Annotated in this window: 22 protein-coding genes; 4 read left to right on the forward strand and 18 right to left on the reverse strand. The window is 53.7% G+C overall.

Annotated elements, in window-relative coordinates:
- Window positions 1-34: 34 nt before the first annotated feature.
- From hemL to hemE, 3 genes are read right to left on the reverse strand one after another with little or no spacing between them, the layout of a single operon-like run.
- On the reverse strand, window positions 35-1,336 hold the full coding sequence (gene hemL / locus NXS99_RS05290; protein WP_259287613.1) for a glutamate-1-semialdehyde 2,1-aminomutase: 1,302 nt from the start codon (window positions 1,334-1,336) through the stop codon (window positions 35-37).
- Window positions 1,333-2,739 carry a protoporphyrinogen oxidase gene (locus tag NXS99_RS05295; protein ID WP_259287614.1) on the reverse strand — a complete coding sequence of 469 codons (1,407 nt, stop codon included), beginning with the start codon at window positions 2,737-2,739 and terminating at the stop codon, window positions 1,333-1,335. The genes hemL and NXS99_RS05295 overlap by 4 nt, the downstream gene beginning before the upstream one ends.
- 4 nt (window positions 2,740-2,743) lie before the next feature.
- The gene (gene hemE, locus NXS99_RS05300; RefSeq protein ID WP_259287615.1) at window positions 2,744-3,838 is read right to left on the reverse strand and encodes a uroporphyrinogen decarboxylase; all 1,095 of its coding nucleotides are present in this window, start codon (window positions 3,836-3,838) and stop codon (window positions 2,744-2,746) included.
- A 148-nt stretch (window positions 3,839-3,986) separates the two neighbouring features.
- Between hemE and NXS99_RS05305 the strand changes: the two genes are divergently transcribed.
- On the forward strand, window positions 3,987-5,135 hold the full coding sequence (locus NXS99_RS05305; protein ID WP_259287616.1) for an HNH endonuclease signature motif containing protein: 1,149 nt from the start codon (window positions 3,987-3,989) through the stop codon (window positions 5,133-5,135).
- Between the two features lie 65 nt (window positions 5,136-5,200).
- Here the strand turns inward: NXS99_RS05305 and NXS99_RS05310 are convergent, their stop codons facing one another.
- The 7 genes from NXS99_RS05310 to NXS99_RS05340 form a co-directional block, all read right to left on the reverse strand.
- The gene (locus tag NXS99_RS05310; protein ID WP_259287617.1) at window positions 5,201-7,816 is read right to left on the reverse strand and encodes a cation-translocating P-type ATPase; all 2,616 of its coding nucleotides are present in this window, start codon (window positions 7,814-7,816) and stop codon (window positions 5,201-5,203) included.
- Between the two features lie 3 nt (window positions 7,817-7,819).
- Window positions 7,820-8,353, reverse strand: coding sequence for a hypothetical protein (locus NXS99_RS05315; RefSeq protein WP_259287618.1), 534 nt, complete (start codon window positions 8,351-8,353; stop codon window positions 7,820-7,822).
- 37 nt (window positions 8,354-8,390) lie between these two features.
- Window positions 8,391-9,374: a porphobilinogen synthase gene (gene hemB, locus NXS99_RS05320; RefSeq protein ID WP_396124821.1), complete on the reverse strand. Its 984-nt coding sequence runs from the start codon at window positions 9,372-9,374 to the stop codon at window positions 8,391-8,393.
- Window positions 9,371-10,099: a uroporphyrinogen-III synthase gene (locus NXS99_RS05325; protein ID WP_259287619.1), complete on the reverse strand. Its 729-nt coding sequence runs from the start codon at window positions 10,097-10,099 to the stop codon at window positions 9,371-9,373. Before NXS99_RS05325 ends, hemB begins: the two co-directional genes overlap by 4 nt.
- Before the next feature lie 116 nt (window positions 10,100-10,215).
- Window positions 10,216-11,127, reverse strand: coding sequence for a hydroxymethylbilane synthase (gene hemC, locus NXS99_RS05330; RefSeq protein WP_259287620.1), 912 nt, complete (start codon window positions 11,125-11,127; stop codon window positions 10,216-10,218).
- Window positions 11,120-12,433 carry a glutamyl-tRNA reductase gene (locus NXS99_RS05335; protein ID WP_259287638.1) on the reverse strand — a complete coding sequence of 438 codons (1,314 nt, stop codon included), beginning with the start codon at window positions 12,431-12,433 and terminating at the stop codon, window positions 11,120-11,122. The genes hemC and NXS99_RS05335 overlap by 8 nt, the downstream gene beginning before the upstream one ends.
- 126 nt (window positions 12,434-12,559) lie before the next feature.
- Window positions 12,560-12,796: a glutaredoxin family protein gene (locus NXS99_RS05340; protein ID WP_259287621.1), complete on the reverse strand. Its 237-nt coding sequence runs from the start codon at window positions 12,794-12,796 to the stop codon at window positions 12,560-12,562.
- Window positions 12,797-12,916: 120 nt separating this feature from the next.
- Between NXS99_RS05340 and NXS99_RS05345 the strand changes: the two genes are divergently transcribed.
- Window positions 12,917-13,948: an HAD family phosphatase gene (locus NXS99_RS05345; protein WP_259287639.1), complete on the forward strand. Its 1,032-nt coding sequence runs from the start codon at window positions 12,917-12,919 to the stop codon at window positions 13,946-13,948.
- A gap of 69 nt (window positions 13,949-14,017) precedes the next feature.
- On the opposite strand, the gene NXS99_RS05350 is transcribed toward NXS99_RS05345, so the two are convergent.
- The 4 genes from NXS99_RS05350 to NXS99_RS05365 all read right to left on the reverse strand — a co-directional run bounded on the left by NXS99_RS05350 (window position 14,018) and on the right by NXS99_RS05365 (window position 16,578).
- Entirely contained in the window at window positions 14,018-14,119 is a 102-nt protein-coding gene (locus NXS99_RS05350) for a 30S ribosomal protein bS22 (RefSeq protein ID WP_003402602.1), read from the reverse strand.
- A gap of 339 nt (window positions 14,120-14,458) precedes the next feature.
- A complete protein-coding gene (locus NXS99_RS05355) occupies window positions 14,459-14,650 on the reverse strand; it encodes a helix-turn-helix domain-containing protein (protein WP_259287622.1) in 192 nt (63 codons plus the stop codon).
- Between the two features lie 263 nt (window positions 14,651-14,913).
- Window positions 14,914-15,717, reverse strand: a complete 804-nt coding sequence (gene proC / locus NXS99_RS05360) for a pyrroline-5-carboxylate reductase (RefSeq protein WP_259287623.1) — start codon at window positions 15,715-15,717, stop codon at window positions 14,914-14,916.
- An 84-nt stretch (window positions 15,718-15,801) separates the two neighbouring features.
- Window positions 15,802-16,578 carry a hypothetical protein gene (locus tag NXS99_RS05365; protein WP_259287624.1) on the reverse strand — a complete coding sequence of 259 codons (777 nt, stop codon included), beginning with the start codon at window positions 16,576-16,578 and terminating at the stop codon, window positions 15,802-15,804.
- A gap of 308 nt (window positions 16,579-16,886) precedes the next feature.
- Here NXS99_RS05365 and NXS99_RS05370 point away from each other — a divergent pair, with 308 nt between their 5' ends.
- Window positions 16,887-17,807 (forward strand): hypothetical protein, encoded by a 921-nt coding sequence (locus NXS99_RS05370; protein WP_259287625.1) that lies wholly within the window; start codon window positions 16,887-16,889, stop codon window positions 17,805-17,807.
- 43 nt (window positions 17,808-17,850) lie between these two features.
- Here NXS99_RS05370 and NXS99_RS05375 read toward each other — a convergent pair whose 3' ends face one another.
- Both NXS99_RS05375 and NXS99_RS05380 read right to left on the reverse strand, forming a co-directional pair.
- A complete protein-coding gene (locus NXS99_RS05375; RefSeq protein WP_259287626.1) occupies window positions 17,851-18,597 on the reverse strand; it encodes a phosphoglyceromutase in 747 nt (248 codons plus the stop codon).
- 149 nt (window positions 18,598-18,746) lie between these two features.
- Complete coding sequence (locus NXS99_RS05380; RefSeq protein WP_259287627.1) at window positions 18,747-19,328, reverse strand: TetR/AcrR family transcriptional regulator; 582 nt, start codon at window positions 19,326-19,328, stop codon at window positions 18,747-18,749.
- Window positions 19,329-19,440: 112 nt separating this feature from the next.
- On the opposite strand from NXS99_RS05380, the gene NXS99_RS05385 reads away from it, so the two are divergent.
- Window positions 19,441-19,950 (forward strand): small multi-drug export protein, encoded by a 510-nt coding sequence (locus NXS99_RS05385; RefSeq protein ID WP_259287628.1) that lies wholly within the window; start codon window positions 19,441-19,443, stop codon window positions 19,948-19,950.
- Between the two features lie 74 nt (window positions 19,951-20,024).
- Here the strand turns inward: NXS99_RS05385 and NXS99_RS05390 are convergent, their stop codons facing one another.
- Window positions 20,025-20,465 carry a hypothetical protein gene (locus tag NXS99_RS05390; RefSeq protein WP_259287629.1) on the reverse strand — a complete coding sequence of 147 codons (441 nt, stop codon included), beginning with the start codon at window positions 20,463-20,465 and terminating at the stop codon, window positions 20,025-20,027.
- 221 nt (window positions 20,466-20,686) lie between these two features.
- Complete coding sequence (locus tag NXS99_RS05395) at window positions 20,687-22,264, reverse strand: DUF885 domain-containing protein (RefSeq protein ID WP_259287630.1); 1,578 nt, start codon at window positions 22,262-22,264, stop codon at window positions 20,687-20,689.
- Between the last annotated feature and the right edge of the window lie 156 nt (window positions 22,265-22,420).

Genomic DNA, 22,420 nt, shown 5'->3' on the forward strand with positions numbered 1-22,420 from the left:
CGTCACAGATGTTTTCATGCGCCTCAATTGTCCCTTAAGTCTCTGAAGGGACAGCAGCTGCCGCTGCCTTCGCCGCAGGCCGCAACGCCTGTTCAATCACAGCAAAATCGTCATCAGTCAAGGCTGTGGAAACGAACCAGGTTTCAAACACACTCGGCGGCGCGTAGACCCCGTTGTTGAGCAGCTCGTGGAAAAACGGTGCGAAGCGGAAGGTGTCGGCGGCTTTCATCTGCGCAAAGTTATGCCCTGTCCCTTCAGAGAATTTCACCGATAGCATGGTCCCGGCGCGCTGAATGTGGTGAGCAACGCCTTCGGCCTCCAATGCGGTGTGCAGAAGCGTCTCGAGCGTATCGGCGTTGGCACGAAGCGTGTCATAAACCTCTGGTGTGGCAAGTTCGAGTGATTTTTTGCCCGCCGCCATAGCGATTGGGTTTCCAGACAGCGTGCCGGCTTGGTAGACCGGCCCGATTGGTGCCAGATAGTTCATGATTTCCGCGCGTCCACCAAACGCTGCTGCTGGCAGGCCGCCTGAGATGACTTTGCCGAAGGTGGTGAGATCGCCTGCCACCTCGTCGATCCCGTACCAGCCTTGGTAGGAGGTGCGGAATCCGGTCATGACTTCGTCGAGAATCAGTAAGGCACCATTGGCGTGACAGGTTTGTTTCAGCTGCGCGTTGAAATTATTGACAGGTGCCACTGTGCCCATATTGCCGGCTGCAGCTTCTGTAATCACGCAGGCAATTTCTCCTGGGTGATCTGCGAAGGCCTGCTGAACTGCAGCGATGTCGTTATATGGCACCACGATGGTATCGTGCGCGGCCGCACCGGTTACTCCTGGCGAATCCGGCAAACCGAATGTTGCCACACCGGAACCGGCACTTGCCAGCAGCGCATCGACGTGGCCATGGTAGCAACCATCGAATTTAATGATCTTCGGCCGGCCCGTATAGCCTCGCGCCAGACGCACCGCCGACATAGTTGCTTCCGTGCCAGAGTTGACCATGCGCACTTCTTCAACTGAGGTGCGTTTGATAATCATTTCGGCCAGTTCAATTTCAGCGGCCGTTGGCGCGCCGAACGAAAGGCCATGTTGCATCGCGTCTTGTACGGCAGCCAGAATTTCCGGATGCGCATGCCCGAGCAGCATTGGACCCCAAGAGTTCACCAAATCGACGTAGCTGTTCCCGTCAACGTCGGTAAGCTGCGAGCCGCTCGCGCGAGCAATAAATCGCGCATGCCCGCCAACTGACCCAAACGCTCGCACCGGCGAATTTACCCCGCCTGGAATCAGCCCGCGGGCTTGCTGCATGAGCGCTTGTGAGCGTGTGGTGTTCATGAAAGTTCCTCCAAAACTACCTGAGCTTGACGACGCGCTGCTGCAATGACCGCTGGCACACCAACGCCTGCATCCCAAGCGCCAGTGGCATAGACCCCGCTGACATTCGCCAGTTCCTCTTGCACTGCCGAAACTGTAGCCAAATGTTGCGGACCATAGACCGGGAGTCCGCCAAACCAGCGCTGCACATAAATCTCGTCGAGCCCAGCCTGCCTGCCATCAAAACCTGTAATGGTGTGCAGATCGTCGAGTGCCAGATCCACCAGGGCGTCTTCATCGGCGCGAGTCAGTGCGTCATCGCCAAAGCGACCAAAGGAAGCACGCACCAACGCTCCCCCACGGGCACCCAAATGCGGCCACTTGCGTGAAGAGAACGTAAAGGCCTTCGCGCGCACATCCGGCTCATCGGCGGCCACCAGGATGCCAGAATGCTCAGGAAGTCCCTGGTCCGTGGCGAATTTCATGCCAACCACCACGCTCGAGGCCAACTGAATGCTGCGCAGTAATGGCGTTGCCGCTGGCACCAAGGTGCGCAATAATAAGGCAGCCGTTGGCGCTGGGGTGGTCACGATCACCGCATCATAATGGCCTTCACCTGCACCTTTGAGCACAAATCCGGTGTCGTCGCGCTCGATGCCGGTGACAAATGCCTCAAGGTAGATCTTCGCTTGGGACTGTTCCGCGAGGGCTTCGTACACCTGCGCATAACCGCCCTCGAAGCTGGCGAAAACATCAGGGGTATAGCTCAACTCGGCATTGCGAGCTTTTCGACGCTGCAGAATGTCTGCAATCGCCCCAGAAAGGGTGACCTTCTGTCCCTTCAGAGACATTTCATCAAAAGCCCTGGCCAATTCCGGCACAGTGGCCCGCACTCCCAGATCATCCGACAGCGAAGAGTACACACCTCCCTGCAAAGCCGAGACCACCCGATCCACCACCTGATCGCCATAGCGCTCGCGGATTAAGGCTCCCAACGAGACATCTGGGCCATCTGGTGACCACGCAATCCCTGGCAATTCTTGCTCAGTGTCGATGCGGTGGCAGGTGGCGGCGTCGAAAAGCTCGGTGCAGCCGGCAGAAGAAGCCGGGATGCCCATCACCGTGTTGGCAGGCATTGCGTGTAGGCCGCCTTGGGCGTAGAAGGCGGACGGGAGGCCGGAGGGGCGTCGTAAAGCGTCTGCGAGGCCAAGCTCGGTGAAGAATTCGGTGGCGTCGTGGCGAAATGCCAGGTAGGCTTCCGCGCCCATATCGGTTGGGCCCGAGGCGAAAGGAACGGTCAGCAGCTTGCCGCCAATGCGCTCGGTCGCCTCGAAGACCTCAAGTTCGAGCTCCGGGCGGGAGCGGTGCAGTTCCCAAGCAGTGGTCAAGCCGGCCAAGCCAGCACCGATGATCGCAATACGCATTGTGTTAATTCCTTTGCTCATGAATAATTTCGACAGCGCGCGTAATCATATCTGGATCCGTCGACGGCAACACGCCATGGCCCAAATTGAAAATATGGCCAACCGCGTCGCCCGCAGCAATCGCCGCATCGGCCTGCGCGCAAATCAGCTCAATCTCCGCGCGCAACGCTCGCTCACCAGCAAATAACAGCGCCGGATCCAAGTTACCCTGCAACACCTTCGGAGTGGCCATCCGGCGCGCAGCCTGGTCCAATGGCACTCGCCAATCGACGCCGACCACTTCACTGCCGGCCTCGCTCATCGCGCCGAGCAGTTCGGATGTGCCGACGCCGAAATGGATGCGTGGGATGGAGGTTGGGGTTTCGGGCGCGGTGGCGGCGGAAGCTCGCGCAACCTCCGCCAAAATCTCAGAAGAGTATGGTAAGACAAACTCTCGATAATCCCGCTCGGTCAAGAAGCCCGCCCAAGAATCAAACAGCTGAATGGCATCGACACCCGCTTCAATCTGCGTGCGCAAAAAGGCGCTAATCGTTGGTACTAAACGATTCATCAAGGCGTGCCACACTTCAGGCTCACCATGCATGAGGGTTTTGGTGCGTTCGTGGTTCTTCGACGGGCCGCCTTCGACAAGATAGCTTGCCAGGGTGAATGGGGCGCCAGCGAAACCGATGAGGGCTTGGGTTGGGGTGAGTTCGTCTAGGATGATTCCTATCCCTTCAGAGACTTCTGAGACAGAAGTTGTCAGAAGGGGCAAGGCTTGCACGTCTGCCATCGACCGAATCGGATGCGCCACCACAGGCCCACGCCCTGGCACGATCTCAACGTCCACACCTGCAGCCTTTAAAGGCACCACAATGTCAGAGAATAAAATAGCCGCATCGACATCATGACGACGCACAGGCTGCAACGTGATTTCCGCCAACAGCTCCGGCATGAAACACGAATCCAACATTCCAACGCCTTCACGCGCTTTACGATATTCCGGTAATGAGCGCCCCGCCTGACGCATAAACCATACTGGTCGGCGCGATGGCTGTTCTCCGCGCGCAGCGTTTAGAAGAGGGGCGTTGGGCAACAAGCGGCGGTAAGAGGAAGTCATATACGAAAGTATGACAGAAGATACATCTTTAGAAAAGTAAGTGCCCCCTTCAGAGACTCAAGTGATTGCTTAATAAATTTTTTTCTCACAAGTTCACTTCTGTTTCTTTTCAGAAGACAAGTAGTGCGAACCTCGTTAAGTTGTATCTATGCAAAACGCTTACGAACTTTTCAGCACCGCTGCCGCACGCAGCGGCGAGTTGCTGATCCATATCCGTAAGCACAATCTCACGTCGGACGAAATCTCTCGCGACCTTCGTATTTCCCGCAAGGTCGCGAATCGCTACCGGTGGATCGCTCGCCATATTCCGCTTTCGGCTTTGCGCGTCGCCGCCAAGCTTCAGCTTTCACTCGAGCAGCTAGACATCACCACAAGTATCCTCAACCAGGTCAATCCCCTGCAGGCCGACATCGACAAGACGCGCCTTGAATTTTTCAACATTTGTGCAGCTACGCCCATTGACGATCTGAAGAGAGAATTAGCACAAAAAGTCACCACCCTCAACCAACGCCTCCCGCGCCCAGCCTCGCCTCGTGGCGCCGCGTCGATGCGCCCTGACCGCGCTGGCCTGGGCCATTGCCATTTCATGCTGCCGTTTGAGCGTCATCAAGCGGTCAATAATGTTTTGCACAAAGATGCCCTCTCGCTGCGCGCTTCCAACGAAAATCTCAGCTATGCCGCCGCCGTGGCCCTCGCATTCGAGCGCCGCATCCTGCACGCCCAGCCCGTCGTCGACAAGCAGCTTAGCCCATGTTTCCTGTTCCCACTGCGCCCCGGCGAGCACTACTTCAACGACGGCACCGTTGCCACCATCGACGGCACGACCCGCCCCCTCGCCTCGCTTCTCGACGCCGAACTGGCCGACTTCGGCTACGCCATCGTGTACGAGCTTGACGACGACGGCCAGCCCAAAATCGCCACTTCAGCGAAGCTATCTCGTACCAAACGTCTCTTCAGCCCATGGCAAAAATTTCTCAGCGCCGCAGAATACCTCGTCTGCCAGCATCCTAACTGCACCCACAAGGCCATAGGCTGCGACTCGCACCACCTGCGCGCCTGGTCGCAAGGCGGACCCACCACGCAAGACAATTGCGTTCCACTATGCGGCCCACACAACGCCTACAACGACGACAACCCGAACGCCCCGCCGCGTCACGGCCGTGTCGACTATGACCCAATCACCGGCAGAATCGGGCATCGAGCCACTCCGCAGTCGCCGTTCACCTACAACCAGCACCCGCTGATTGAAAAAGGTGGGCAATTCTGGGCTCATCAGTACTACCGGACGCATCCATAGGCGCATACGCAACAGCCGCTTCTCTTCTGAAAAATCTTTGAAGAGAAGCGGCTATAAGTGCTGCTTTAGAAAGTCCGTGACAGCGTCGAACGTGCTTCAATAATCAGCGACGAGGCCAACATCGCAACCGTCGCCACCATCGGCGGCAAAATGCCTGCGCAGGCCGCCACAATCGCAATGCCGTTGTAGGCCCAGGCGAAGTAGAAGTTTGTGGTCACAAGCCGATTCATTCTTCTGGCGCCTCTGAACAGCCATGGGATTGACGTGGTTTCATCTCCCAGAAGAACAACTTCTGCAGGAGTGCTTTCCAGCGCAGAAGCCTTCGGAAGATTCACCATCGCGCCAACGAGCACGCCAACGTCAGCAACCTTGAAGCATTCTGAAACCGAAGCGTCGCCAACCATCGCCACAATCGACCCATGATGATGCACACTTCTGACAGTTTGAGCTTTATGCCCCGGCTGCACACCAGCTAGCACGTGTGAGATTCCCACCGTATCGCCGTATCGACGCGCAACAGGATACGTATCGCGGCTGAGCATCATCGTCTCAATGCCAAGTTCTTCAAGATCAGCGACAGTGTCAAAAGCATCGCTTTTTGCTTCGTCGTGAAGCGTAATCACGCCGCGATCTTTGCCTTTCCAGCGCACCACCAGTGGCGTGCCACCAGACACTGCAGCAGCAGCCAGGCGCCCTTGAAGATCAGAAAGGTTCCGTGGACGCCACAATTTTGCTTCAACTGGCCGTAATTCCGCCTTCCCTTCTGAATTCATACAAGGGATTTCAACCAAACCAGTAAAACTACCCAGCTCGTCGATGGCAACATGGCTCACTTCAATCCAGCCAGGGATAGTCTCGTCGATTGAAGCATCACGCGATTCACGAGCAGCTTTCACCAGCGCCTGCGAAACTGGATGATCACTCTCAAGTGTCAAAGCACCGGCAACGCGCAGCACCAGATCAGCATTCTCTCCGCGATCGGCGGTTACCGCTTCAACTGTCATCTCCCCTTCAGACAGCGCGCCCACCCGGTTGAAGATAATTGTGTCAATATGATCGAGCGTACGCAGCGTTTCCGCGTCGCGAATCAGCACGCCGCCACGAGCAGCTTTTTCAATACCCTGGCGCATTGCTACCGACGCCGACACTGCCAGCGCCACTGGTGCAACGCAACCAAGCACTGCCAAAGCTGTAGAAAATGCCCAGTTAATGTTATTCGTAATCAACGCCCACAGGGTAAAGTCCAGCAACGTTATCAGAAGAGAGATTGGGACAAGTACTGAAGCTGTTTTCGTCGCCAACGCATCTGAATGATTTTGATTCATCGCAGATCGCGCCACCCAGCGGGTAATTCCGGCCAGCCATGTGCGGTGTCCAGTGGCGCTAACACGGATTTTCAGTTGCTTCGCACCGTTAATCGTGCCCGCATATACCTTCTGATTAACTTTGGCACTGCGTCGTTGAATACCCAGTGTGGTGCCATCGATCTCAGAAGCACCACCGATAATGACACCGTCGACGGGAATAACCGTATGCGGCGGCACGAGAATATCTTCACCAACATTGAGATGTTGGATCGGCACTGTTTTTTCGATGATCTCGCCAGTTTTGCGTGACTTCAGCGATTGAGTGGTGGTCTGGTGCGGCTGCGGACGATATTCATCAAGTTCGTCGACCAAATGCTTGCGGGTTTTGCGCGAAATCAGTCGGCCTCCCAGAAGAAAGGCCGTCATGACACAGGCCACGTCAAAATACAATACATTCGTATCAAACGCGGCTTGTCCCAGCGTTGCAATAGAAGAATTTTCCCCGGCGCGATCGCCTGAAATCGCAACAATAATCACCGAGTAGAAGTACGACAGCAAAATAGCAATCGAGCTTGGCGCGTCGAGTGCAGCCATTTTCCTACGGAAACCACCGACCGTCGCGCGGTGGAAAGGATACGCGCCATATGTAATCACTGGCAGTCCCAGCCCCGCAACGACCCACTGCCAATGCTGGAATTGCAACTCCTGCACATAGCTAATCATCAGAAGAGGGATTGTCAGAAGAATGGTGACCAGCAACCGCGAAATCGTAATCAAGTTCCGCGCGGTAAACAGCACATCGGTTGGATCGTCGTGCTCGATCCTGGTCGGCTGGTCGTCGAGAAAGCCTTCTTTCCGAGCTACTTCTAGCGCCTTGTCCTCTTCTAAAGCAAGGCGTCGCAGCGCCAGCGGCATGGTGTTGAGCCGCCGCCGGCGTCGTCGCTCGCGCTGATGAGAGCGGTTATAACGCCCTTCTTCGACGTCCGACCATGCTAATCGACGCCGCAGTGAAGAGTCCGTCAGTTCCGCCGTGATACCTTGCTCTTCAAAGACCTTCTCGATTACCGCGATGTCAATGGTTCGTTCTGCAGTAATCCATGCCATCGATGAGGTGTAGATGATCCGCACACTCACACCTGGAATTTTCGTGAGCGCTTGCTCCAGCTCTCCCACCGCTGCAGCGTTCTTCAGACCTTTGAGCTCAAAGGCAAAGGATGTGCGGCCGATGTGCACCGCTTCTGCTTCAGCCAATTCAGGATCACGAATCTCTGAAGGGGCGAGAGCATTAATACCAGCTTTTTTCGCCGCCTTTTTCGCGATCGCAATCGCATCTTGAACAGTGCGCTCAGAGACGGAGTGTTGTTTAGATTCCATGTCTTATTTTTTCGTTTGTTTCGGAAGAAGCTGTGTACCAGTCCACTTACAAGCATCGGGCCTTGTTGCAAAATACGTCGCAAGAGCCGCCAATATTCCCACAAGTATCTGAAGAGAGCCGTCGAAAGCGTACACCCCAATCGGCACCATCGCCCCCGGTTCCGCCGCGAACACCATCAACATGCGTATGCCAAGGTAGATCCCAAAATAAATCAACGCCCTATGCGCGAATGAACTGTTTTGCGATTGCGAATATAGTTTGTTGATAAACTTTGCCATCACTCCAATGAGCACAAACGCCACAATCGCAGTAATCACTGAAGCACCGACCACACTGGCTTCCACCAGTTGGCTGCTCGGAAGCGGCTGGCTATCATTTTCGCGATACCGCTCTTGAAGAAGATAGACGGTATGGTCTCGAGTATGTATCGCAAGAACGGTATTAATGATTTGATGCAGCCCTTCAAACATCAGTGCTGCGACCCACAAGCGCGTCGCTAACGTGATGGTTTCTGGTCGTATCTCCTTTGCAACCATTGCTTCCTTCCCAACATTGATCAATTGTTTCTTGATTCTATTGGGTTTTTAGTTTTTCCGCTGCATCCAAGGCGAAGTAGGTTAAGATTTGCTGCGCACCGGCTCGCTTAATTGCGATTAATGACTCCATCATCACAGCATCCAAATCCAGCCATCCCTTCTGAGCCGCGGCATGCATCATCGCATACTCTCCAGATACTTGATACGCCGCAACTGGCACCAAGGATCGCTGCGCAACTTCTTTGAGCACATCAAGATACGGCATGGCAGGCTTCACCATTACAAAATCCGCGCCCTGCTCAATATCCAACTCCACTTCTAAAAGCGATTCGCGCACATTCGCCGGATCTTGCTGATACGTTTTCCGATCCCCCACCAACGACGATCCCACCGCGTCTCTGAAGGGACCGTAAAACGCCGAAGCATACTTCGCTGAATACGCCATAATCGCCACATCTTCAAACCCTTGCGCGTCGAGCGCTTCACGAATCGCCAGCACCTGCCCGTCCATCATGCCGGAAGGACTGACAATATGCGCCCCGGCGCGTGCTTGCGCCACTGCCATCTTCTGGTAGTGCAGCAGCGTCGCATCATTGTCCACTGTCCCTTCAGAGGTTATGACGCCGCAATGCCCATGACTTGTAAATTCATCCAGGCAGGTGTCGGCCATAATCAAAATGTCGTTGCCGTATTCTTCTCGCAGCATCGCAATTGCGCGATTCAAAATCCCCTCTGGTTGACACGCCTGCGATCCTGTCACATCTTTCTCTGAAGGGACAGGAACTCCAAAAAGATCCACACACCGAATCCCCTTCTCCAGCGCCTCCCCCACAATTTCGCGCAACGAATCCATGGTGTGCTGGTACTGCCCCGGCATCGAACCAATCTCGCGCGGCTCCGTAATCCCATCCGCAACAAAGAGCGGATAAATCAAATCATTTGCGCTCAGTGTTGTTTCCGCTACCAGCGCCCGCTTGACGACGCTATCCCGCAGCCTCCTTGGACGACGCACAATATTCACAATCTTTTCCTTTCTTCTAATGCTTTAATCACATCATCAACCAACGCTTCTACAGTTGCTTTATGCGCGACGACGTCAACCCGCAACCCCAACTTCAGCGCCGCCTGCGCCGTTGCTGGTCCAATGCAAGCAATCAGTGTGCTGACTGGCGGTATCCCAAAAGTATTCACAAAGTTTGTGACAGTCGAACTAGAGGTAAACGTCACTGCATCGAGCTTCCCCTTCTGCACTTCTGTCACAATTTTCTCTGAAGGGAGGTAAGCCACCGTGCGGTACGCCACCACCTCCACCACATCCCACCCTTTTACCCGTAGCCCTTCTGAAAGTGTTGGGGCGGCAATATCGGCATGAGGATAAAAAATACGCTCTGTACCAGCCGGCATGACTTCTAAGAGTCCGCGCGCGCTGAAATCGTGTTCAGGGGCGAGCAGATCCACACGTTGGCCGTGTGAGTGTAGTGCCTGAGCAGTTTTAGGGCCTACTGCCGCAATCTTCGCGCAGCTTGGAAATTGTTGTGCATATGTTGCTACGGCATCGACTGAGTTTACGGAGGTGTATACCGCCCAGTCGTATTCACCTTTGATCGCGAGTTGAAACGCGTCCAGATCGTTTGGTGGTGCGGTTTGAATCAGCGGGATGAGCACTGGCTCTGCATGGTGTTTGCGAATCAGCGTGCTTATACTCGATGCTTGTGCCAGCGATCGTGTGATGGCTATGCGATACATGTTCTTCTTCTGACTCCTTATCCAATCAATGCGTCGCATGCTAAAAATTTCACGCCAAAGCTGGCTGTACCTGCACATCGTTGGGCAGAGCTGACGCGCTGCATCAAGGTTGTGCGTTAGTCCAGCATCAAGCCAGCGCCTTGGGCGAATAATTTGGCGGCGACTTCTTCGCCAACCGCAACAGGATCGACGCCGGTTGCGGAAGCGGTCAGTTGCAGCGTTCCGTCTAAGCTTGTGATGCTGCCGACCAGGGTCAGCGCGCCCGCTGCGCCAACAGAACCCACACCCGCACCAGCACCAACAGTCGCATACGCCGCCACCGGCGCAGTGCACCCCGCCTCAAGGGTTCGCAACACCACGCGTTCAGCAATCGCACAAGCCGTGCTCCACGCATCCGCGATGCTCATAATCGCGCGTTTCGCAGCTTCGTCGTCAGCCCGACATTCGACCGCCAAAATTCCTTGCGCAGGAGCTGGCAGCACTTGTGCAGGTTCAAGCACCTCGGTAGCACAATCAGCCTTCTCAACCCTTAAGAGCCCGGCGTATGCCAAGATAACGGCGTCGAGTTCACCAGCACTGACTTTCTTCATGCGAGTATCAATATTGCCGCGCAGTGGCACAGTTTCAATATCCGGGCGCAGTTTTTTAATTTGCGAAATGCGTCGCGGTGCACCGGTGCCAACCTTGGCATGTGGTGGAAGTTGCGCAAGGGTGAGTCCGTCACGCGCGATGAGGCAGTCACGGGCGTCGACACGCTCTGGCATGACCATATAAAAACGCTCGTCAGGGGTGGTCGGAAGGTCTTTCAGGGAGTGCACCGCAATGTCGCATTCGCCGTTGGCCAGGGCGTCACGCAGTGCTTGCGTGAACACGCCAACCCCAATGCGCTCGACCGGAGCCATATTCACATCCCCGACGGTGGTGATAATGCGCAGTTCACTGTCGTACCCGTGTGCGGCGAGCGCGTCGCGCACATGGCCGGTTTGGGTGGTCGCGAGCAGGCTGCCTCGGGTGCCGATTCTAAACATCTTGGGGTCCTCTAAGTTCGTTGTAGTCAAGTTTGACAGAAGTGGTGGCTCCCGCGAGCCCGAAAAATTCCTGCAAGGCCGTCTGGTAGCTGATTGTCCCAGATTCGGCTGCCAGCGCCTTGGCCTTAACTGTTGGTGTATGCAGCAGCTTATCGACGATCCTTTGCATGCTCGCCCGAATCTCGTGAAGTTCGTCGTCCTCCAGTTTCGGGTTGCGCTTGGCCACGCGGTTGATTTCCGCGTCGACAAGCTCAGAGGCGTGGGTGCGCAGGGCCGTCACGGCTGGGGCGACGTCCTTAATACGCTGCGCGGTGCTGTATGCCTGCAGTTCGTCCGCCACGATTTTTTGCGCCTGCACGTCGCTGACCAGCGCCTCGTTGTCGCTACGGACGCGATGGAGGCGTTCGATGTTCACAAGTTTTGCGCCGTGGGCGGTCACGTCGTCGTCGATGTCGCGCGGCATGGATAAATCGATGAGCATCAGTTGGCACTGCTTCGGCAGGTCGGCTGCGACAATGGTGTAAGTTTGCGACCCCGTGGCCGAAACCGCCAAGTCTACCTGCGCTAATGCTTGTCGACGCTGGTCAAAATCCACAACTTCAGCATCCACCCCGGCAACGCGTGCATGCGCGGCCAGGTTCTCGGCTCGCTCGCGCGTACGATTAGCCACAATGATTTTCTGAATACCGAGTCGGCCCAGATGCGTGGCCGCCAGGGATGCCATCGCACCAGCACCGAGCACCAGCGCGGTTTGGTTCTGAAGAGAGGTGCACTGCATGTGGCTCAAAGCTTCTTCAAAGGCCACCGAAACCATCGAGGCACCTGCTTCATCAATATTGGTTTCGGTATGCACGCGTTTGCCGGTGTGCAGGGCCGCTTGGACAAGCGCGTGCAGTGCCGGCCCGATGGTTCCGGCGTCGATTGCTGCTTGGTAGGCAGCGCGAACTTGTCCAATAATTTGTTGTTCGCCGATAACCATAGAATCAAGGCCTGCGGCCACTACCATCATGTGCTCGGCAGCGGCATCGGCGTAGCGCACGTAGAGGGCACTGCGCAGCGTTTCCATATCAATACCGGAAATGGCGTGGAGAATATCGACGACATCGGCAACTCCGCCGTGAAATGTTGTGGTTTCAACATAAACTTCGATGCGGTTGCAGGTGGAAATAATCATCGCTTCACGCACGGAGGCGCGATCGAGAAGGTCGAGTGCGGCTTGGTCTCTGGCGGTATCGTTCATGCTGAGTTGCTCCAGCAATGCTACTGGAGCTGAGCGATGCGACATTCCCACGACGAGTACACTCACGAATTTTATTTCCTCTTTTATCTCGATAGCAACATTGCGTTGTTGTAACATACCGCAATTTTCAAACTAAAGAATGATAATCGCCACACCTTTAGTTGAATAAAGACTATCGAGTTATAGCGCAGCTCACAACAAAGCGTGGGCTAACTCGTCATTATCTACCTCCCAACAGGCGAATTCTTCCCCATCAATAACCACTACTGGCACACGATCGGAGTACTCGGTCTTCAGCTCTGCATCTTCATCAACATCCCGAATGACCAGCTCTAATCCAGCAGCCGCCACCACTGGTCGAATCTGTGCTGCCACGCGCGTACAGGATCCACAAGTCTTTCGAACCATCAGCTCAACTGTCGTTGCCATTATCGATCCTTTCTGTTCCTCAAGTTTGTTCCTGAGCTTAATACAGAAGGTGCTAACGCCGGCATTTAATGGCATGATTTAACTTATAACCTTATTACTCGCATGAAAGGGTGCGCATAGATCGTGACCAGCCACGAACCTCAGTGGTATCAAAACCCCAAGGATTTTCTTGCCAGTTGGAGTATTTCACGAGGCAATATGCGTCGCTTCGTCGAAGAACTCGCGCTCCCGCCTATCGACGCCACCACACAAAAAGAAGCTGGTGAAGCGGCCGCAGCCCTGGCAGTCAATGAGCTATTTAACCTCGAACTCAAAGACTTCACATCCGGACTCGACTCTGTCTCTGGATCCTATGAAGCCGCAGGCACCACCCAATTAACGGCCCCCGACCCAGCAATCACTCAAGAAACAGGAGCCGCCGCATTTTTCGACATCGACAACACCCTCATCCAAGGGTCCTCGTTGATTGTGTTTATGATCGGCCTTGCTCGCAAACGCTATATTCGCCCGCGCCAAATTGCCTTCGCAGCATGGAAACAACTCAAGTTTCGCGTCAGCGGCGCTGAAAATGCCAAGGACGTAGCTGAAGGACGACAACGAGCATTGGAGTTCTTCGCTGGTCGCAACGTTGCAGAGATCGTCGAGCTATGCGAAGAAATTGTTGATTCTCACATCAGCAAAAAACTTTGGCCAGGCACTACACAGCTCGCAGAAGCTCATATCGCCGCTGGCCAGCAAGTATGGCTCGTTTCAGCCACTCCAGTACAGTTGGGGCAAATCTTAGCAAAACGACTAGGATTCACCGGCGCGTTAGGTACTGTTGCAGAAGTCAAAGACGGAAAATTCACAGGTCGTCTCGTAGGCGATATTTTGCACGGTCCTGGTAAACAACACGCCGTTGCAGCCCTAGCCACCTTAGAACACCTTGATCTGGCCACCTGCACCGCCTATTCCGATTCCATTAATGATCTGCCGATGCTTACGATGGTTGGCCAACCAGTTGCGATTAATCCCGATGGAAAACTGCGCAAATTCGCCACTCAATACGGTTGGCAAATCCATGATTACCGCAGTGTACGCAAAGCAGTTCGCACCTTCGGGCTACCTGCACTACTGACGGCAGCGTTTTCCTGGAAGGTGTTTCACCGCTAACACAACAATCCCCTTGACTTCCTGTGTACAAGACAAAAGGAACTCAAGGGGATTGCTGCAGAATAAGGCTTACTTGCCGAGCTTACGACGCTGAACGCGGGTACGACGCAGCAACTTGCGGTGCTTCTTCTTGGACATGCGCTTGCGGCGCTTCTTGATGACAGAACCCATAACGGTTTCCCTCGCTTACTAGTTGGATGTACGTACTTCCGATGTCAACGAAAAGCCCATAGCACGAACTGTAAAGCACCGATGTGCTTCCAGCAGCTCGAAGTGCACTTTCGCCCTGCCATGTGAATACCTAGAAGAAACCACGAGAGACCTTTCATAAAAAGAACTCGTGACACAACAAATATTCCCGTGTTTGGGCAGATGCTGACACGAATGGCTTTAATCATACCGAGTGAATGAAGATAGGAAAAATCGAGACATAAAAACAGCGGCCGTTCGCAGTGGAAATACTGCAAACGGCCGCTCGTTTTTCAAAATCGTATGCCGCACTAAATGCTACTACCCGACCTCATAGAATGAAGCATCAAGATATTCATTTACTGCTTTTTCATGCACACGGAAGCTGCGACCAACGCGTACTGCTGGCAACTCGCCAGAATGTACCAGACGGTAGACCGTCATCTTAGAAACGCGCATGATTTCTGCAACTTCGGCAACTGTTAAAAACGTGCCATTATCTTCGTTGGCCATAGTTATTCACCCTTCAGCGTCGAGCGCGCTGCAGGCTTCCCCTCCCGCAGGTCAAACACGCACGTGCTGTTCTTATCCTAGCGTGAAACCTGTGACAAATGCGAACGAAAGTGAAAAAAATATGCCTTAGAAACAAAAAATACCCCTTGAGACGAAACAAAACTGCAGTTAATTACGTTTTATTTGCGATTCAAAGGGGTATATGTGAAATAAGGGACAAAAGGCGCCGGGTGCCCTCGTTCGGCACACTTCAGGCCCAACAGTTATCCGAGTTCTTCAGCACGCTTCGTGCAGGCTTCAGTTGCGCGGTAGACAGCTGCACGCAAACCGGATTCTTCAAACTCTCGAATCGCTGCAATCGTGGATCCGCCAGGAGAGGTAATATTCGCCCGCAGCACTGCTGGTTCTTCACCAGTTTCGGTCAGCATCGCAGCGGCACCATAGATGGCATTCACGCACAGATCTTTGGCGGCCTCGCGGTTTAATCCCAAGCTAATACCGGCATCGATCATTGCTTCAACCATAAGGAAGAAATACGCCGGTGACGAACCCGACAGTGCGGTCACAGCATTCATATCAGCTTCTGCAACTACTCGAACGCCACCAGTATTTTGCAGCAGCGTAACCACACGTTCGAGCTGCTCAGCATCGACAAATCGTCCAGGAGCTAATGCGATCATGCCTTTACCTACCAACATAGGAGTATTCGGCATGGCTCGAATCACTGGCGCACCAGCGGCAAGTGCGTCTTCAATAGCATTGGTAGTGATACCTGCTGCCATCGAGACAACTGTTGTCGCGTCGTTATGGTCAATTGCGCGAGAAATTTCTTCCACTACCTTGAGAATGTCATAGGGTTTCACGCATAAGAACACAATATCTACACCATCAACGGCCAAGGCGTTTTCCGCAAATGGCAGCACACTGTAGGTATCGCGCAAATAGCCGCTACGCTGCTCGGTTCGAGTGGTCACATGGATGTCTTTGGGGTCCACGCCACCGTCGATAAGCCCTGCGATAAGTGCTTCACCGATTTTGCCGCCGCCAATTACTGCTATTGAAGTCATACCATTACCTTGCCAAAAAGTTTGCTCATTTGCACCTTGACATACAAAATCGGCCCTCCACACGGGAAGGCCGAAAAGGTGAAGCTAGACTACCAGCAGTGGTCCGAATGTCATCACGAGGGCAACTAAGCCAGCTAAAGTCATTGACACACCATCACGCGACGTGCGCATTAATTTCACGGCGACGATCACACCAAGGGTCACGATCACGGCAAAAGCAGACACCGGTAGCTTATCCATGGTGGCCCACAGCACTTGGAATCCGCTGAAAATTGCAACGCCGATCATCACGCCCACGAACACCATGCCGGCGATGGTCAAAATCGACATCTTTTCTTCTTCAGGCTGGACGTCTGTTTCCACAAAATCGTCATCTTCAGGCCATTCCAGCTCTGTGGAAGTCTGTGCAGACTCCAAATGCGATGGCACCGCAGCCGTCGTCGTCAAAGCCTCAGGCGTCACAACTGCGTGCTCAGCGGTAATCGGACCAGTAGTCAAACGAATCGGATCGCTTTCGCTGACGACCGACAACACGATAGTTTCATCAGTACTTGGCGTTTTCTCCGCGGCAGCAGGGCGCTTGACGACGTCCCCTGGCGTCTCCACAGACGATGCAGCATCAGTATCGGGCGCATCAGCGACAAGTGGAGCTGCCACAGGTGCTGCAGGAGAATCCAATGGTTCGCTTGAATGTTTGGATTCAACAGGCTTCGCATCAACCTTTGGGATTGTTCCTGTTAATTCGGCAACAGAAACGCCACCTTCTTCAATGCTGCGGCGGCGGCGCCGTTGCGGAGGACGACTGCCTGCTTTGCCAGACTTCGCCAGCAACTCAGCGACCGTTAGCTGCTTTTCACTCATGTCTCTACCTTACCCACGAACAACACTGAATACTCAAGTCTTGTCACACATGTATTCAAATTACCCCCCTTTCATTCATGGGGGCTTACTGTAAATACTATCCTTACCAAGCATACTTTGTGAGGAAAATATTCCCTAGATCGTCATCTTCGTCGATACCGACCTATCGTTGTACTAATGATAGCGCTATGCCATTGGCTCTGTCACTGCACTGCGTGACATCACAACCTGGCACCGCACGTCGGCACAGCCCAGCACCGCGCAAAAACTTTTTGCTTTGCCGCACCAGCCGTCTAGGGTTATACAGTATGCCACAACCAGTGCACTTAGGATTCCCCAAACGCTCACCTGCAGCAAAGTCGATTCGTACCGGGGCAGAACTTGCACCAGATTTCCCGCGCCAATGGTTCGAATGCTTAAACCCGGAAGATCCTGAACACATTTTTTCCTTTGATCTCACCTGGTTGGAATCACATTATCGATGCGGCTTTGGCACCCAAGCGTGCCGTGGCATTAGTACGGAACATCCGGAATTTGGTTGCTGTAATCATGGCGCCTTTTTAGTAGATGAAGACGATCGCGAACAGCTTCGCGATGCCGTTTCGCGAATGCCAGCGCACTACTGGCAGCTGCGCCCGCAAACCACCGATACCTATTTTGAGCAGGCAGATGAGTCGCAGCTTGAACCGTGGCTGCTCTGGGATGAGCTGGAAAATGAAGAAGGCGAACCAGAGCCTGCCTTAAAAACAGTAGTTGTTGCAGGTGCCTGTATTTTTGCCAATCGCACAGGCTGGCCAACTGGTACGGGTTGTGCTTTGCATCAATGGGCTTTGGACCACGACGAGGATTTAACAATTATCAAACCCGAGGTTTGCTGGCAATTGCCTTTACGACGCCTTGAAGCCTATGAACAACGCGGTGATGGTCGAGAAATTTTGCGCACCACTATTACCGAATATGATCGACGCGGCTGGGGTGAAGGCGGCGAAGATTTTGATTGGTATTGCACGACCTCACCAGGATGCCACGAAAATGCGCAACCCTTGTGGAAAAGCTGTGAACCAGAATTGCGTTCCTTAATAGGAGATGCCACGTTTGAGATTCTGGCCCAGCACCTCACTCAGCGTGCACAGGCACGCTCGCAAATTTCTGATCCTGCACTTGCAGTGGAAGTATTTAGGATTCATCCTGCAACGCAAGCAGCTTGGGAAAACAAAACACACCTGTAATACTTCCAAAGAAGTACAACAGGTGTGTGAGGTATCTAAAGGGTTACTTTGCACCCTGTGCTGCAACAGCAGCAGCGCCAGCAGCCGCAGCTTCTGGATCAAGGTACGTACCGCCAGGATTGACGACAGTACCCTCAGCGTCAAGCTCGTATACCAGTGGAATACCGGTTGGGATATTCAGCTCTGCAATATCATCGTCAGAGATGTTATCCAGGTGCTTGACCAACGCACGCAAGGAGTTACCGTGAGCTGCAATCAATACAGTCTCACCATTTTTCACACGTGGCAAAATTTCTTCTTCGAAATATGGAACGAAGCGAATCACAACGTCCTTGAGGCACTCGGTGCGAGGAACTTCATCAAGGTTCGCGTAGCGTGGATCGTGAACCTGCGAGTACTCGTTGTCGTCGTCAAGCACTGGAGGTGGGGTGTCGTAGGAACGACGCCATGCCAAGAACTGCTCGTCGCCGTACTTGTCCTTGGTCTCAGCCTTGTTCAGACCCTGGAGCGCACCATAGTGACGCTCGTTCAGACGCCAGTCGCGAACCACTGGGATCCAGTGACGATCAGCTTCGCTTAATGCGATATTTGCGGTACGGATTGCACGACGCAGCAAAGAGGTGTACAAAACGTCTGGCAAGATGCCTGCTTCTTTCAGCAGTTTACCGCCGCGCTTTGCCTCAGCTTCGCCCTGCTCGGTCAAATTTACGTCCACCCAACCAGTGAACTGGTTCGATGCATTCCACTCGCTCTGTCCGTGACGGAGGAGTACTAGTTTTCCATTAGCCATACCCCTAGTGTGCCACCAATTCAGATAAACTTCAGCATTCAGCGGCCAGATTTTGGCCAATTGTGGAATTTTTAACATTTTCAGCGGCCACCACCAGCAAAAATGCGTCGATACGCGATTGTCTTTGCATGAAATATCGCAATGCGGCGCTATTGCCCGCCGCCGGTTGTCGGATTAGGGACGATGCTGGCCACAAAATCTCGCAACGCTTGGGTTGCTTGCATTGGTTGGTATATCCCGGTGACTATGCCATAGCTCAGGCCATTCATAAACGCATCGGCTACCAAAGTCAGCTGTGAAACTGGCGCAATCAATCGCACATTGTGTTGTTCCAGCGTGTGCAACCAGTGCGTGATCTTCAACTGGAGTTGCTCAATATATTTTTGGGCTTCTACTGGTGGTGTTTCAAATTCATCGACATGCTGCAGCAACAGGATTAAGCCTTCGCGAGCTTGACGACGCTGGTTCGATTCCATAGGACACAGTTGGGCAAGTGCAGTTTCTAAATACTGGCGTGGATGCTCCGGATCAAACGCAATCGTATCGGAAATTTCATCGACAAAGTGCTGTGCCAAGGCGTCGAAAAGCGCTTGTTGCGTGGGGAAATAGTAGCGCAACGTGCTTGGGCCAATACCAGCTGCGGCAGCGACACTACGGACGCTGACGGCCTGCATACCATGTTCGTCCATCATGCGTTTTGCAGCTTCAAGTATCTGCTGTTTCCGATCCACAGTTGCCCCTTCTCGCACACTGTACTAACATAACTAGCACACCGTACTAGTACGCCGTACCAGTACTTTTTTCATTCATTCTTTAATGTATCACCGAAAGGTAGCTTGCCTCATGTTTGAACATCTCCGCGAGTGGACGCAAACACTTCCCGAATGGTTGCAATGGTTTGGCCCATTTCTTGCCGGATGCGTTCCGTTTTTAGAATCCTATTTCGGCGCTGCCTTTGGCGTGGTGATCGGTATTGCACCAATTATTGCCATTCCTGCAGCTATTCTCGGTAATGTCATTTCCATAGTTGTCATTATGACACTCGGCACTCAGCTACAAGACCGATTCCGAAGTCGGATTCAAGCCGAAGCAACTGACCCCGCAGAAGGTCACGCGCGAAAGCGCCCGACCAAATATCAGCGATTCAACGCAAGATTTCAAAAATACGGTATTCCTGGTGTCGCAGTTTTGGGACAAACTGTATTACCGAGTCAATTCACCTGCATTGCGCTCCTTGCCTTGGGAGCAAAGCGTTCTACCGTGCTGACATGGATGACAGTTTCTAGTGCATTATGGGGCATTGTGTACGGCGCTTTAGCCACCACTGGTATTACTTTCATCACCAGCACGTAACCAAAGGCGTGTGATGCACACTTTTCAACGAGTATGCACCACACGCCTTTCATAGATTCACCTCAGCCAAGTGATTAACCTGCAGGAACAGGTGGGCCGACCTTGAGCGGCACAACTGATGCTGGCAGTTTTGGAATACCTGGCACACCCATTGGCACAGGTGGTGCCGCAGGTGCAGGTGGCTTCAACCAACCGGCAATATGCGCAATTAGCCCAAAGATTGCAACCACCGCGGCTGTCACAATGATTGGCACTACAACGCTGCCTACGCTGGAACCACCATCTTGCATTGGGCGCATCAAGACGAATTCGTCGGACTCAGGTATTGAGTCTTTCTCAGGGCCCTGCGCTGCAGAGTTCGGCGCCGCTGCAGCTGGTGCTGCCGACGTCTCAGTCGCAGCCATTGCGACGTTTTGTGCAGCAGTTTCTTGGGCTTCAGCAGCTGGTGACTGTATTCCAAGCCCAAGTACGCTAGTAACGCTCAGCACTATTAAGGCTTTTCGACGTAAACCCATTATTCCTCCATCCATACGGCACCGGATCTGTAGTGGTGCGATATGAGTTGAAGTATAACCAATGAATCACAATTGGGACACGCGTTCATTTTCAGCAATTTTCAAATTCTCCCCTTCTCGAACATGAAATGCTCCCCACGATTCGGTATCTGATTTCTCAGCCCGATTCATGAGGAGCAGTTCAACAAAAAATGGGGTTTGTGCTACCAGCGTTTACTGAATTAAGAATCAAAGACCACTGCGCGCAAAATATCCATTGGAATAGAGCCCTGTGCCAGTGCCTTCGCGTGGAAGTCAGGAGCACTCATGCCCTTCTCGTTCGCAGCGGCACGCATTTGTTGCCATAGACGTTGACCCAACGCATAACTTGGCGCCTGACCTGCCCAACCGAAATAACGATGCAATTCGAAGTCAAGGTTGGCATCAGACATTGCTACATGTGAACGCAGGAATTGCTTGGCATATTCAAAGCTCCACTGGCCGCCTTCTGGAGTGGTCTTGCCAAGGTGAACACCAATATCTAAGACCACGCGTGCGGCACGCAGGCGCTGGGCGTCGTAAAGCCCCATGCGGAAACCAGGATCGTCAAGATAACCGAGTTCAGCCATCAACGCTTCTGCGTAGAGTGCCCAGCCTTCGCCGTGGCCGGAGTTCCAGGTACCGATGCGGCGCCACAAATTCAGATGTTCGCGCTGCGCGATTGCCATACCCAACTGCAAGTGATGGCCAGGCACACCTTCGTGGTAGACCGTTGTCAGTTCTTGCCAGGTATGGAAGGTGTCCTCGCCAGCAGGAACCGACCACCACATGCGGCCTGGACGCGAGAAATCCTCGGTTGGCGCGGTGTAGAAAATGCCGCCGGTACCAGCAGGATCGATGCATGCCTCAATGGTGCGCATTTCTTCTGGAATGTCGAAATGCACGCCGGCGAGATCAGCAACCGCTTGATCTGCCTTTTCCTGCATCCAAGCTTGCAGCGCATCAACGCCGTGCAAGGTGTAGCGCTCGTCGGCGTCCAGACGCTGGATGGCCTCGGCAACGCTGACTCCAGCGCCGTACAGCTCAGTTGCGCATTGTTGCTGCTGGTCGATGATTTCAGCCAAGCGCTCCTGACCCCACTGGTAGGCTTCGTCAAGATCTACCTTCGCGCCGACGAATTCGTGGCTAAATAGCTCATAGCGCTCGCGGCCGAAAGCGTCTGCAGTCGGTGCTTTCGGCAGCAGCTCATTGCGCAACCAGGTAGCCAATTCGCCGCAGGCTTGAGCGGCGCGATCGATATCCGCCTGAGCACCCATTTCAGCGAAGAACTCGCCACTTGCCATCGGTTCTAGCTGCTTGAGTACTTGATCAATTTGGCGCGCAGCAGCGATCTTTTGCTCTGCAGCTGCTGCCTCCAAGGAACGCTGATAGCCAGCCAACGCAGCCGGGACCTTCGCCAAACGACCTGGACGATGCTCCGGAGGCATTTGCGCCAGCGAATCGCGAATGGATTGTACCGGAGACGTGATGTTGTTCAGGTCGCGCAGATTCTCTCCACGCGCGTGCAACTCGAGCTCGATCCCAAGGCGATCGCGCATCACGGCTTTATCAATGTCAGAGCCTTCTAGCTTTTCGACGTCGTCCAGCATCTGCTTGGTACGAGCAGCCACTGCATCGTGATACTCAGGGCTGAAATCTTCGAGCTGATCGTCATAACCTGCAATGCCCCATTGGGTTGCCACAGTAGGTGTTAAAGCGGCGAGATCATAAATATATTGTTGTGCCGCTTGATCTAGCGGTGTTTGTTGTGATTCAGTCATGCCAAAAGTATAAGGGAACCTAGATTCCAGCACAGAAATGGTACGCATAAAAAATGGGCGGTCATGATGACCACCCATTTTTTATTTCGTTCTCAAGGCAAGAACACTAGCAACTACTACTTACGGTTACGACGCAATACCAACACGCCCAAACCA

Source organism: Corynebacterium sp. HS2168-gen11 (assembly GCF_024834075.1).
In the GTDB taxonomy this organism is placed as follows: domain Bacteria; phylum Actinomycetota; class Actinomycetes; order Mycobacteriales; family Mycobacteriaceae; genus Corynebacterium.